This window comes from Wolbachia endosymbiont of Ostrinia scapulalis (assembly GCF_023559145.1).
Taxonomy (GTDB): domain Bacteria; phylum Pseudomonadota; class Alphaproteobacteria; order Rickettsiales; family Anaplasmataceae; genus Wolbachia.
In genome coordinates this window covers 798,175-810,806 of record NZ_CP096926.1, presented here as the reverse complement: position 1 = coordinate 810,806, position 12,632 = coordinate 798,175, and the positions used below count along the sequence as shown (strand labels likewise).

Below are 12,632 nucleotides of genomic sequence, written 5' to 3'. Positions count from 1 at the left end.
TTTTCGATATTAAGAACATCTTTATTTTTGATCAGTTCTGCAATGATCTCTTGCTTACTCATAAGCTACCTAAATAAAGGAAATTAAAGCAACTTGAAAGAAAAGACAAATGAAAAGTTTATTACCGCCAAACGCAACAAAGCAAGAGCAAGCACTGGTTGATGCAATAGATTATAAGGTTGATCCAAGCTGTATAAGAGGGTTTAAGTTCAACCTGAAAGAAGAAACATTACCATGGATAATAGAAGAATATGGTTTAGAAGAGATACTGCGTTGGGTAAAAGATAGAAGAAAAGCCGTAGTAGAAGGAATAAAATTTCAGCGTTTAAGAGGAACACCTGCCTCACTGAAAATAGCATTAAAATGGGCAAATATAGAAGATATTACAATCATAGAAGAACCACCTGGTAAACATTTTTTCGAGTTGCAAATAGGAATAAAAGATGTTCCAAATGACTTTTTTGTGGATGCAGTAGTAGAACTTGCAAAACTATCACTACCAGCAAGATCGGGGCTAATGAGGATGTTTAATGATTACTACAACGTTGATAGGTTTATTTTAGATGAAAGCTTTTTTGGAAATTTGTTATCGGATTACTCAGGGATAAAGGTTGAAAAGGATGGACCAGTATTATCGTTTGGAAGAGTAAATTTTTTCAGGTTTAGTGGTACATCAATTAAGGTTATAGAGAGTTATCTACGTAACCATTATGAGCAAGCATTTAGTAATGACATATATCGATTAGATATAGCAGTACTTGGAGAAACAGAGGCTCATACAAAGGATTACAAAGGCATCTATGCAAGAAATCATCAGTGGTACAATTTAAAAGCACTATATCCATTACCACAAAGTTTATTACCAGAAATAAAGTTTGCTAAGGCACAAATAGTATTATCGGACAGTTGGAGATTAGGAGAAATAAACGCATGTTTTCCAGTTAGTAGTGTAGAGGAAAGAGGGAATAAATTTGTATTGGGAAGCGATAAACTTTCATGGCAACATTGGAGTTTAAAACACAAGCCAATTTTAGAAAGGTTTAGCGTTACTCACCACTACAAAGTAGAAAACTATACAGATCAGAAGATTACAATTGGTTTAGTTTTAAAAATACAAACTATAATAAAATGCTAAAACATGCAAAAAATTCTTGCCTTGTTAGATCTTTATTATTCATAATAAAGTTACATTTTACGTAATAAATATGTGGGAGTATTGTGTTAAAGACATTGAATTCTGTAAATTATTTTAAACAAGCAGTTAATCGATCTGAGTTAATAAGAGAGCAAAAAAAAGATACACTACCATCTAGTAGTCAACAAATACCTATTGGTTTAGATTTGCCAGAAGGTTTTACAATAGGGGAAGCTATTGGTAAGGGAGATTGTTTCTTTCACGCAGTTGCACAGGGGCTTGAACAGCTTAAACCTAATAGGGGCTTTACTGTAAAATCTTTAAGACGTATTTGTAGGCTGTTTGCAGAGAGTCAACTTAATATTGACTCGTCATGGCTTAAAGAAGCTTTAAAAAATGACTGTAGAATCATTTCTTATTATGTTCCACGCATTGGGTTTACCGCAAATGATATTGAGAAAGGATCTGAAGTAATAGATAGATTAAAATTAAATGTGCCTGTGTGGGGTCTACCAGAGATTGAGGGAAGAATAATTTGTATAGTATATAATGTAAGATTGCATTTTGTTGAAATAACCCTTAATGGGGATGAAGAAGTTGTAATAACGCATCACCTTATTGATAAGGAAGGTTACCAAAAGGATATATTAAATAGCGAGATTCTTAGTAAGAAAATTTACTATACAAAAGATACTATACATATAGTAAATCAAGGAGGTCTTCATTTTCAACCAATCTTAAGAGGGACAGTACAGCAAACGTCACTTTACTATTATAAAACCATGGCTAGTGAAAAAAAATTGGACAGTGAGTCTGTTTATTTTCGACAAAATTTCGAAGCAGAAATGAAAGATGTCACAGACAATCAAATGGACCATACGCGTCAAGTTAAGAGATTGTGAGCAAATTTAGAGAGGTTAAAGTGGATACTCTAGCCCTTCTACGTTTGTCTTTTAATGAAAATAGCGACCAAGTTATAGTGAGTTTTTTAAGAAATGCTTTTAAACTATTAATTTTGGTTAATACTAAAAATAACTCTCTAACCCGCCTTTTTAGCTCAATAAATGCCTTTGTTAAGCTAAGTTCTGTATTCTTTTTCACTTCTGTGCAACCAACTATGCCGTGAAATATAAGAATTGCGCACAATTTAGCATATAGTTCACATAATACTCTGCATGGCTTTCCTTTTAGCTTATCAAGCCTGATATGGCTTTTATACAATTTAAATAATAACTCAATTTGCCACCTTACTCTGTAAATCGTTAATACTTGCTCAGCACTAATTTTATTTTCTGGAACATTAGTTATAAATATTGACCAGTTCAACAATTTTTGATTTCTTTTAGAGGATGTATATCCCTGCGATCTTGCTAATCTATTAGCTTTCCTTCTTCTGGCCATAGACTGTTCTTCAGTTAGTTTCTGACATATAATTCTTACTCTAATTTTTGCTTCTTTTCCTAACAATACCTCGTTTTCTAAAAATAACTTATCCTCTAAACATTCTAATAACTCCATTTTTTGATTTGTTTCTACATCATATATGTTGGTATCAGATTTATAACGACTTATGAAATAAGCTCCTATTTCATTGATTTGTTTAAAAGAACTTGGCACAAAATAACCGAGATCAGATATTAGCAAATCATTGCTTAATATATTACTTAAATGTTTCCTATATCCCTGGTCTGATCTTACCCCCTCCGTTAAATTAAGTTGGTCTATTATCTGATTCATGTAGTCGAAAACTAATTGTAACTTTATTCCAGACTTAGTATTGCTTTCATAGCCACTGTAGCTAGTACCATAACCTTTATACATCTCTTCCATACTGTTAGGTAGAGTAATATAGCTACTGTCCAATAATTTAACACTATTAAATTGCTGTAAGATTTTGCAATCAACTTGCAAGATATTTTTAAAGAGAATCACAGATTCATTATACATCCTTTTCATAAATTCCACTGCTTCTTCAGTAAATCTAAAATCCAAACCTTGTTTTGTTATATCTATCGAGTCCTCGTTTAGTAATTGACACATTGTTTCTACGCTACAATTATCAACTCCTATATTACCCAAGACCATGGCTTTTACGAATGATGAACCTTTTAGCTTTCTCTTTCTTTTTATAAACCTTGTTGTAATTGAGATTTTCTCTGCTTTTTCATTAAAAAATTCTTTGAGCTTTTTTGATAAGCAAGTTATTTTATTCATTGGTTCTCTCACTAAAAGTATATCTGGGAGAACTTATACCTTATTATTCTATCTCTTTCATACCTTTATTTCCTTAACTTGACGCGTATGATTAAAAAATCAGCCTTACCCGGAAAAGGGGGAGAGAAAAAAGAGCATTTTTATAATAAAAGTACTTTTGTAAGAGAAATAATGAAATTAAAAATCTAACTCTCTTTACGAAAATTTTAAATAGATTGTAAAATAGTTGTACCATGAAAATATATGCCTTCTTTGTAGACTAAGATTTTTCTTTAAATTAAGATAGATACACGATAAAAGGAAATATGATAAAAGAGTCATTAGCAAAAACTGATATAGTAAAAGTTGAAGATAAGAAAGCACCAAAGGGCTTTTTTAAAATATTAGGTGAAGTAGCAGATGCTGTAAGGTCATGGGTTGGCAATATTAGCCCTGATTTAAGTAGTAGTCGCGATGTCGATAGTTTAGTCTTGAAGATGAACGAATGCTTAAACCCAAAGGGGGGTGAAGTCTCAGCACGTAAGAACACCGTATCTCTTGGTAATTTGTACTTGAGTTTATCAGAGGCAGGTCAAATAAAATTTTTACAAACCCTGGCAGAAAAGTTCAATCCGGATAAAACGAAAATAGATGAAGAAATAAAAGTATATAAGAAAAATCAAGATTCTGAGTCGAGCTATAAGTTTGAACAAGACTTAATAAAAGTCCTTGAATCACCACGCTCTAAAATATTGAAGCAGTTTATCTCCTTACCGGAGGGCCTTAAGTTTATTGTTGATATGCGTTCTGATGTACTCAAGCTGAAGAATCAATATAAAAGTCTAAGTCCACTAGAAAACGAATTAAAAAGTATACTTTGTACTTTGGTTGATGTTGATCTACTTGATCTTCATCAAATCACTTGGGATTCACCTGCATCATTGTTGGAAAAACTTATAAAATATGAAGCTGTACATAAAATTTCCTCTTGGGATGACTTAAAAAACAGACTAGATTCTGATCGTCTCTGTTTTGCTTTCTTTCATTACAAAATACCAAATGAACCTTTAATTTTTGTAGAGGTTGCACTGATGAATGAGATTGCAGATAGTATTCAACACGTTTTGGACGAGTCAGTTCCTTCAAGTGACCCAAGCAGTGCAAGTACTGCTATATTCTATTCAATATCAAACACTCAAACTGGTTTATCTGGAATTAGCCTCGGTAACTTTTTAATAAAGAGAGTCGTAGAAAAACTATCGCAAGAATTTAAAAGCGTAAAAGTGTATGCAACTCTTTCTCCAGTTCCTGGATTTACAAAATGGCTAAAAAATCAAGACGTAGCTTTATTAGGTAAGCTTAATATAAAACAATCAGGTACAGAAATTTTAGAAAGCATAAAAACTAACATTGAATGCGAAAAACAGTCCCTACTGAAACTTTGTGCACATTATTTGCTAAAGGTTAAAAGCAGTGGTGGGGGTGCTTATGATCCAGTAGCACACTTTCATTTAAGCAATGGTGCATCAATAAAACAAATCAACTGGATGGCTGATACTTCTGAAAAAGGCATTAGTCAGTCAGCCGGAATAATGGTGAATTATCTGTATGAGCTGCCTAAAATAGATAACAATCATGAGAATTATATGATTAATAAAGCGACTTCTCATTCAAAAAAAGTATCGTCTATGTTAAAAGAATAATAGGAAGTATGCAAGAATGTAGAAAGTTTTAACATTTCCTAATCTTTATGTATATAATATTGAATAGCTTTATGAGGTAAAATATATGAATAGTAAGATATTAAAAGCAATAAAACAAAAAATACAAGATAGAGTAGAGCGTAAGGAACTGCACAGTCTCTTTATAGATCCTGAAGAAATAAAGTCATTCAATGATTGTGTTAGTAGTATTAAATGTGATGGAATAAGCCTAGAGGAATCAAGTGAATTGGGAACAATTTACAAAGGGCTTGATTCAATGTTTTCTCACATCAGTGATGACTGGGATAAAAATAAGGGTAGCCTAAATAGTAAAAAAATTGATGTATATTATCAAAACTTAGAGTCTATCTTAAAGATAGTAAACATAATTAAAGGATTGAAGACAGGAGTGGGCCAAGAATCAGCGATCCCCAACATTGATGAATCTGTGTTAATTTGTGATATCGAATCACTTAAGAAAAAAATGGAAGAAGCGCTAGAAAAAACGCAACAACAACAAAGTGCAGCAAGGCAAAAAGAGTTAGAAGAGAAAGCTAAAGAGGAGTTTGGCAAGTACATAAAAAATGGCACCATTGATGCGGTGTCAATTGAAAAGCGTAAGGATCAAAATTCTCTTTATGCAACAATCAAGCTAAAAGACGACAATAAAAACACAGATATTAGGGTAAGCGAATTTTTAAATAGTGAATTTTGTAAAGAAAACAATATTGCCGGTTTTCTTCTTTCAAGTGGAGATCAAAAAGAACCTATCAGTGGCTACATACATGAGGGGGTTAGATATTATAATTTAGGTACTGCAGCTCAATATGGAATAAAGTTTAACTGGTATGTAGGTGAAAGGGAATGTAGCATCACATTAAGTGCTAGCGATGGCAGTATTAAAGATAGTAAGTAATAAACCAGATGATAAAGATTTAGAAAAAAATAAAGATGTAAAAATTAAAGTTCCTGTCCTTGGTTACCTAAGCCTTGCTGATGCAGTAAAAACGTGTAGACAGCAAGAAGATCCAAGTAGCACAGTGAAGCAAGCATCAGCTAATGAGCATTGCCGGCCATTGGCAAGGACTTCAGCTTAATGTTTTTAGCAAAAAGAGATATAAATAATTGCTCTTGTAATACTTAAAATGTAAAATAGATCTACTTAAATAAGTAGATCTATGAACAATATAAGAAATTTTGCAATAATAGCACATATAGATCATGGGAAGTCAACTCTTGCTGATCGTTTGATAGAAGAATGTAACGGTCTTGAGACAAGGGAAATGACCAATCAGGTACTTGACTCAATGGATATAGAGCGTGAACGCGGAATCACAATCAAAGCACAAACGGTAAGACTCAATTACACTGCAAATAATGGTAATAAATATTGCCTCAACCTCATGGACACACCAGGTCATGTTGACTTTTCATATGAAGTCAGCCGAAGCTTAGCTGCATGTGAAGGCTCACTTTTGGTGGTGGACAGCAGCCAAGGAGTTGAAGCTCAGACTCTGGCAAATGTGTACAAGGCAATTGACAATAATCATGAGATAATAGTTGTGCTCAATAAAGTTGACCTTCCTGCTGCAGATCCAGAAAAGGTAAAGCTTCAGATTGAAGAAGTAATTGGTATTGATGCAAGTGAGTCAATTTTGATATCGGCAAAAACTGGTCTTGGGATAAAGGATGTACTTGAAGCTATAGTGACAAAACTTCCCGCTCCTCAAGGTGATACAAATGCTCCACTGCAAGCAATTTTAGTTGATAGTTGGTATGATCCTTACCTAGGAGTAGTAATTTTAGTGCGAGTTAAAAATGGAGTACTAAAAAAAGGCATGAGAATCGTTATGATGTCTAATAATGCTACATATCAGGTCGATAATATCGGTATTTTCACTCCTAAAAAAGTTATGACTGGTGAACTTTCAGCAGGTGAAGTTGGTTTTATAACTGCTTCAATGAAAGAAGTAGCAGACTGCAAAGTAGGAGACACTATTACTGAAGAGAAAAGGCCGTGCAGCAAGGCATTACCTGGCTTTAAAGAAGTACATCCTGTAGTATTTTGCAGTATTTTTCCCAATAACACAGATGATTTTAAATATTTAAGGGAAGCACTAGAAAAATTACATTTAAATGATGCTAGTTTTACATTTGATGCTGAAACGTCAAATGCCCTAGGTTATGGATTTCGTTGCGGTTTCTTAGGAATGCTACATCTTGAAGTCATTCAAGAAAGACTCGAAAGAGAATTTGATTTAGATCTAACAGCAACTGCACCGAGTGTTATATATAAAGTTGCAATACAAAATGGTAAAGTTTTAAATATCCATAACCCAAGCGATATGCCAGACCCTACAAAAATTGAAATAGTGGAAGAACCGTGGATCACTGCAACTATAATGGTACCTGATCAATATTTAGGAGAGATTCTATCTCTGTGTGAAGAGAGGAGAGGAGAACAGCAGGATTTATCTTATGTTGGTAATACGACAACAGCACTACTGAAGTATAAATTACCGCTGTCTGAGGTTGTTTTTGATTTTTACGATAGACTAAAATCAATTTCCAAGGGATATGCAAGTTTAGATTGGGAAATATCCGATTATCAGGAAAGTCAGATAGATAAATTAAGTTTTTTAGTTAATGGAGAACCTGTGGATGCGTTAGCCTGCATTGTTCATAAAAGCAGGGCAGAAAAAAGAGGCCGCGAAATATGTGCACGTTTGAAAGACTTGATACCACGCCAGCAATATAAAATCGCGATTCAAGCGGCAGTAGGCGGAAAAATTATTGCTAGAGAAACGATTAACCCGTATAGAAAAGATGTAACAGCCAAGCTCTATGGTGGAGACGTCACACGAAGGATGAAGCTGCTTGAAAAGCAGAAGAAAGGTAAGAAAAGATTGCATTCTGTGGGAAACATAAACATCCCACAAAATGCTTTTATTGAGGCTTTGAAAATAAATGATTAATATATATCCAAAAACATAAATTTAAAGAACTAAGTGATATTTTCTCAATAAATTTACTGACATTGATATAGGTAAATTTGAAATAGCTATGTGAATTTGTAAAACACTATACAAGATACCATACAACGAAATCATCCCAGTGTTAAACGCTGGGATGACAGAGAGCAGCTCAATTGCTCCACTCAATCAGTAAAAATCAGATATATGTAGACATTGGCTAAAACCATTCCAACAACATTTTAGTGAAACTTAACAAGCTTATCTATAGTTTTAGTGATGATTCTTGGAGTATTTGGAGAGACTTCTGAGCCCAGTCTATTTAACCGCTCTATAGCAAACCCGCTGTTCTCATTTATTATGAAATCACATAAAATATTTTCTATATCTTTAATAACACTTTCATGCTTTCTCAGAGGATGGTTATTCGGATATCTATGAATGGTTTTGATGCTAGAATACTCAACGAAAGCTTGATCTTTAAAAGCAAGTTGTCTCAATTTCTCTTTGAATTTTTCTTCTTCATCTCTTGCTAAAAGGCAAGACTTTATCAGTGATTTTATAATCGAGTTTATAGCCTGATGTATTTCAGAATGCACTATAACTTTGATGATATTTTCTTCCACTATGCAATCATAAGTGCTTTTTTCGCTCTTTAATGACTCTATAAGCATTTTGCTATTTTGCGAATTCAATTCCAGATTCTCTTCACTTATAGGAGTCATTATAAAGGTATTCTTATTTACCCTGATGTAAAATTGTGGCAACCCTTTAGAACAGGCAAATGCTACATCCTTAGACTCAAGTGCGTGATTGTATGAAGAAGAAAGGGTGCTTGCTATAACGCTACTTGGTACTTTCATTCCATGATTACTTAGGTGATTTAACACATTCTCAACATCATGATATGTAAAACCTGTATCTTTTATCAATTCAACAACTTCTATGCAATTGTGTTGTTTATACTCTATTGTCACTTCTTCTGTAAAAAGAGTTTTAGCTGCTATATGCTTATCAAGCACTGTGAAAATCTTGATGAAACTCTCTAAATCTTGTTTGTTAATTAATTCAATACTAATTAAGTTTTTGCTAACAATTATAATATTTTTTATCATTTTTTCCCACTAAAAAAACTCACTAGATGAATTGTATTTTTAATTCATTAAAAATTGTTTAAAGTGGGTATGCCAGCAACAGTAAGACAAAAAAATCACATAAAATCTTCATTATGTATTATATTACATCCCTCGTGTTCATCACTGCCGCTTGTGTAAGCTGTTGCATTAATGCTATCTTCATTGTTATTTAACATATTATCCAACTTTCCTTCTTTTTCAAGATCCATCAATTTGTCACATCCAGCAATATGATGTACATAATCACCATTTTCATCAGTAATAAAAATTTGTGGAACTGTCCTGACGTTATATTTTGATTTTATACCGTCAAACAAATCCGAGTTTCTAAGTACATCAATTTCTTCGTATTTCACACCTTTTTCATCCAATAACTCTTTTGCTTTCTTGCAGAATGGGCAGTACTTCTTCACATATATTACAACTTTTCCTTTAGTGTTTTTCATGATTTATCTCCATAGTTTATAAAATACAACTATTATATATAAAAAATATATATAAAATATCAAATTGTATGAAAATTATTTACAACTGTGAGCAAGGGATAAAAGATAATGTGGCACTAACTTTCGGAAATTTCGATGGCGTTCATTTAGGACATAAGTTTGCAATTTCCAATCTAAAGAAGGTAGCACAAGAAAGAGGATTACCCTCTGCAGTTTTAACTTTTGAGCCTCACCCATCAACTGTTTTATTTAGTAGGAACAATTTTAGGTTGATAGACCAAGAACAAAAAAAGGAACTAATCAGCAGCTATGGTATAGATTACTTGTATATTATTAATTTTAGTAGAGGTTTTTCTGAGGTTAGCTGCGATGACTTTATTGGTAAGATTTTGGTAAAGAAGTATGGTGCTAAACATATAACTGTTGGAGAAAGTTGTACTTTTGGTCACAAACGATTGGGTAACATATTAACTCTAGAAAAATATTCTCAGATGTATGAATATTCTTTAACTAAATTAGAGCCATTGATAATCGATAGAAAAATTTGCTCTTCTTCCTCAATCAGGGAGTGTTTACAAAAAGGCGAAATAGAAATTGCTAATAAATTACTTGGTAGGTCTTATCAAGTTTCTGGTATTGTAACAAAAGGTGCATGTAGAGGTAGAGAAATAGGGTTTCCAACCATAAACATTCCGATAGAAGATTACATGATAAAACCTAAGCTTGGTACATATTACGCCAAAGTTGCATTTTCTGAAAATAGTTCAAGTTGGCTATATGGAGTAGTCAACATTGGTATGAGACCTACATTTAAGGACTTAAAAAAACCTATAGTAGAAATGCATATATTTGACTTCAACGAAAATGTATACAATTTTAAGGTTGACATACAACTTTTAAAATTTATTAGGGCAGAAAAAAAATTCCATAGTATTAACGAGTTAACAAAACAGATAGATCGTGATATAATGAAGGCTTACCAGTTAAAGATAAATTTATGAAAAGGATATGTTTAGTTATTATATTGATTATAGTATCATTCGATCAAACAAGTAAATTGTATATAAACTCTTTGATTGATGAGGGGGAGTCAATCGAGATTACTAGTTTTATGAAATTAGTTGAAGTTTGGAATTCAGGAATTAGCTTTGGAATATGTAGTACTCTGCCGCATGGCAGCTTCTTTTTTTCAGCATGTTCAATATTAATAATTGGTATACTTGCATACTTGATATATAAATCTAATGATAAGTCAATTTACCTTAGTTTTTCTCTGATGATTGGTGGAGCGATCGGAAATGTAATTGATAGAATCTATTGGGGAGCTGTATATGACTTCATATATTTTCATATCAATGATTGGTATTGGCCAGCCTTTAATTTAGCAGATCTATCTATAGTTTGTGGAATGTGTACATTGTTATATAAGTGGTATATATATGATAGGTCTATCTCTAAGCAAAATGAGGAATGAAATAATGCTTCGCAAATTCTTTAGTTTTTTTATACTATCTGTGTTTTTTTTCATTTGTCCGATTTCTTTGGAAGCTGAAATCATAAAGCATGCTAAGCTCAGTAACGGATTGGATGTTTATGTAGTACCTAATCACCGAATTCCAGCTGTTTTTCATGCAATAATATATAAAGTTGGGGGAATGGATGACCCAATTGGCACAACCATACGCGTCAAGTTAAGAGATTGTGAGCAAATTTAGAGAGGTTAAAGTGGATACTCTAGCCCTTCTACGTTTGTCTTTTAATGAAAATAGCGACCAAGTTATAGTGAGTTTTTTAAGAAATGCTTTTAAACTATTAATTTTGGTTAATACTAAAAATAACTCTCTAACCCGCCTTTTTAGCTCAATAAATGCCTTTGTTAAGCTAAGTTCTGTATTCTTTTTCACTTCTGTGCAACCAACTATGCCGTGAAATATAAGAATTGCGCACAATTTAGCATATAGTTCACATAATACTCTGCATGGCTTTCCTTTTAGCTTATCAAGCCTGATATGGCTTTTATACAATTTAAATAATAACTCAATTTGCCACCTTACTCTGTAAATCGTTAATACTTGCTCAGCACTAATTTTATTTTCTGGAACATTAGTTATAAATATTGACCAGTTCAACAATTTTTGATTTCTTTTAGAGGATGTATATCCCTGCGATCTTGCTAATCTATTAGCTTTCCTTCTTCTGGCCATAGACTGTTCTTCAGTTAGTTTCTGACATATAATTCTTACTCTAATTTTTGCTTCTTTTCCTAACAATACCTCGTTTTCTAAAAATAACTTATCCTCTAAACATTCTAATAACTCCATTTTTTGATTTGTTTCTACATCATATATGTTGGTATCAGATTTATAACGACTTATGAAATAAGCTCCTATTTCATTGATTTGTTTAAAAGAACTTGGCACAAAATAACCGAGATCAGATATTAGCAAATCATTGCTTAATATATTACTTAAATGTTTCCTATATCCCTGGTCTGATCTTACCCCCTCCGTTAAATTAAGTTGGTCTATTATCTGATTCATGTAGTCGAAAACTAATTGTAACTTTATTCCAGACTTAGTATTGCTTTCATAGCCACTGTAGCTAGTACCATAACCTTTATACATCTCTTCCATACTGTTAGGTAGAGTAATATAGCTACTGTCCAATAATTTAACACTATTAAATTGCTGTAAGATTTTGCAATCAACTTGCAAGATATTTTTAAAGAGAATCACAGATTCATTATACATCCTTTTCATAAATTCCACTGCTTCTTCAGTAAATCTAAAATCCAAACCTTGTTTTGTTATATCTATCGAGTCCTCGTTTAGTAATTGACACATTGTTTCTACGCTACAATTATCAACTCCTATATTACCCAAGACCATGGCTTTTACGAATGATGAACCTTTTAGCTTTCTCTTTCTTTTTATAAACCTTGTTGTAATTGAGATTTTCTCTGCTTTTTCATTAAAAAATTCTTTGAGCTTTTTTGATAAGCAAGTTATTTTATTCATTGGTTCTCTCACTAAAAGTATATCTGGGAG

12 protein-coding genes and 1 pseudogene are annotated in these 12,632 nt (G+C 32.6%); 9 read left to right on the top strand and 4 right to left on the bottom strand.

The genetic code is table 11. The features are described 5' to 3' along the window. Nucleotides 1–109 precede the first annotated feature (109 nt). On the top strand, nt 110–1,135 hold the full coding sequence (locus tag M1L26_RS04000) for a phage tail protein (RefSeq protein WP_250119984.1): 1,026 nt from the start codon (nt 110–112) through the stop codon (nt 1,133–1,135). An 83-nt stretch (nt 1,136–1,218) separates the two neighbouring features. Next, nucleotides 1,219–2,037, top strand: a complete 819-nt coding sequence (locus M1L26_RS03995; protein ID WP_250119983.1) for an OTU domain-containing protein — start codon at nt 1,219–1,221, stop codon at nt 2,035–2,037. Here the strand turns inward: M1L26_RS03995 and M1L26_RS03990 are convergent. Further along, the gene (locus M1L26_RS03990) at nt 2,024–3,349 is read right to left on the bottom strand and encodes an IS4 family transposase (protein WP_250119932.1); all 1,326 of its coding nucleotides are present in this window, start codon (nt 3,347–3,349) and stop codon (nt 2,024–2,026) included. The genes M1L26_RS03995 and M1L26_RS03990 overlap by 14 nt on opposite strands. Before the next feature lie 305 nt (nt 3,350–3,654). Here M1L26_RS03990 and M1L26_RS03985 point away from each other — a divergent pair, with 305 nt between their 5' ends. From M1L26_RS03985 to lepA, 4 genes are all read left to right on the top strand, one after another. Beyond that, nucleotides 3,655–5,031: a malonyl-CoA decarboxylase gene (locus M1L26_RS03985; RefSeq protein WP_250119982.1), complete on the top strand. Its 1,377-nt coding sequence runs from the start codon at nt 3,655–3,657 to the stop codon at nt 5,029–5,031. 85 nt (nt 5,032–5,116) lie between these two features. After that, the gene (locus M1L26_RS03980; RefSeq protein ID WP_250119981.1) at nt 5,117–5,947 is read left to right on the top strand and encodes a hypothetical protein; all 831 of its coding nucleotides are present in this window, start codon (nt 5,117–5,119) and stop codon (nt 5,945–5,947) included. Beyond that, the gene (locus tag M1L26_RS03975; protein ID WP_250119980.1) at nt 5,922–6,128 is read left to right on the top strand and encodes a hypothetical protein; all 207 of its coding nucleotides are present in this window, start codon (nt 5,922–5,924) and stop codon (nt 6,126–6,128) included. The genes M1L26_RS03980 and M1L26_RS03975 overlap by 26 nt, the downstream gene beginning before the upstream one ends. Nucleotides 6,129–6,209: 81 nt before the next feature. Continuing rightward, nucleotides 6,210–8,006 carry a translation elongation factor 4 gene (lepA, locus tag M1L26_RS03970; RefSeq protein ID WP_211908422.1) on the top strand — a complete coding sequence of 599 codons (1,797 nt, stop codon included), beginning with the start codon at nt 6,210–6,212 and terminating at the stop codon, nt 8,004–8,006. 239 nt (nt 8,007–8,245) lie between these two features. On the opposite strand, the gene M1L26_RS03965 is transcribed toward lepA, so the two are convergent. Next, nucleotides 8,246–9,118, bottom strand: coding sequence for a hypothetical protein (locus M1L26_RS03965; protein WP_007301937.1), 873 nt, complete (start codon nt 9,116–9,118; stop codon nt 8,246–8,248). Nucleotides 9,119–9,213: 95 nt separating this feature from the next. Continuing rightward, nucleotides 9,214–9,585: a glutaredoxin gene (locus M1L26_RS03960; RefSeq protein WP_006015443.1), complete on the bottom strand. Its 372-nt coding sequence runs from the start codon at nt 9,583–9,585 to the stop codon at nt 9,214–9,216. A gap of 68 nt (nt 9,586–9,653) precedes the next feature. Between M1L26_RS03960 and ribF the strand changes: the two genes are divergently transcribed. The 3 genes and pseudogenes from ribF to M1L26_RS03945 form a co-directional block, all read left to right on the top strand. Continuing rightward, nucleotides 9,654–10,586, top strand: coding sequence for a riboflavin biosynthesis protein RibF (ribF, locus tag M1L26_RS03955; protein WP_063630547.1), 933 nt, complete (start codon nt 9,654–9,656; stop codon nt 10,584–10,586). Then, complete coding sequence (gene lspA / locus M1L26_RS03950; RefSeq protein WP_250119979.1) at nt 10,583–11,059, top strand: signal peptidase II; 477 nt, start codon at nt 10,583–10,585, stop codon at nt 11,057–11,059. The genes ribF and lspA overlap by 4 nt, the downstream gene beginning before the upstream one ends. 4 nt (nt 11,060–11,063) lie before the next feature. Next, nucleotides 11,064–11,258: pseudogene (locus M1L26_RS03945) on the top strand (insulinase family protein); the annotation flags it as partial. Nucleotides 11,259–11,276: 18 nt separating this feature from the next. Here M1L26_RS03945 and M1L26_RS03940 read toward each other — a convergent pair. After that, the gene (locus tag M1L26_RS03940; protein WP_250119932.1) at nt 11,277–12,602 is read right to left on the bottom strand and encodes an IS4 family transposase; all 1,326 of its coding nucleotides are present in this window, start codon (nt 12,600–12,602) and stop codon (nt 11,277–11,279) included. Nucleotides 12,603–12,632: the final 30 nt, after the last annotated feature.

Coding starts and splice junctions, on each gene's coding strand:
- M1L26_RS03985 (WP_250119982.1), top strand. CDS start 3,655: ATGATAAAAGAGTCATTAGCAAAAACTGATATAGTAAAAGTTGAAGAT.
- ribF (WP_063630547.1), top strand. CDS start 9,654: ATGAAAATTATTTACAACTGTGAGCAAGGGATAAAAGATAATGTGGCA.
- lspA (WP_250119979.1), top strand. CDS start 10,583: ATGAAAAGGATATGTTTAGTTATTATATTGATTATAGTATCATTCGAT.
- M1L26_RS03965 (WP_007301937.1), bottom strand. CDS start 9,118: ATGATAAAAAATATTATAATTGTTAGCAAAAACTTAATTAGTATTGAA.
- M1L26_RS03980 (WP_250119981.1), top strand. CDS start 5,117: ATGAATAGTAAGATATTAAAAGCAATAAAACAAAAAATACAAGATAGA.
- M1L26_RS03975 (WP_250119980.1), top strand. CDS start 5,922: ATGGCAGTATTAAAGATAGTAAGTAATAAACCAGATGATAAAGATTTA.
- M1L26_RS03960 (WP_006015443.1), bottom strand. CDS start 9,585: ATGAAAAACACTAAAGGAAAAGTTGTAATATATGTGAAGAAGTACTGC.
- M1L26_RS03940 (WP_250119932.1), bottom strand. CDS start 12,602: ATGAATAAAATAACTTGCTTATCAAAAAAGCTCAAAGAATTTTTTAAT.
- M1L26_RS03990 (WP_250119932.1), bottom strand. CDS start 3,349: ATGAATAAAATAACTTGCTTATCAAAAAAGCTCAAAGAATTTTTTAAT.
- lepA (WP_211908422.1), top strand. CDS start 6,210: ATGAACAATATAAGAAATTTTGCAATAATAGCACATATAGATCATGGG.
- M1L26_RS04000 (WP_250119984.1), top strand. CDS start 110: ATGAAAAGTTTATTACCGCCAAACGCAACAAAGCAAGAGCAAGCACTG.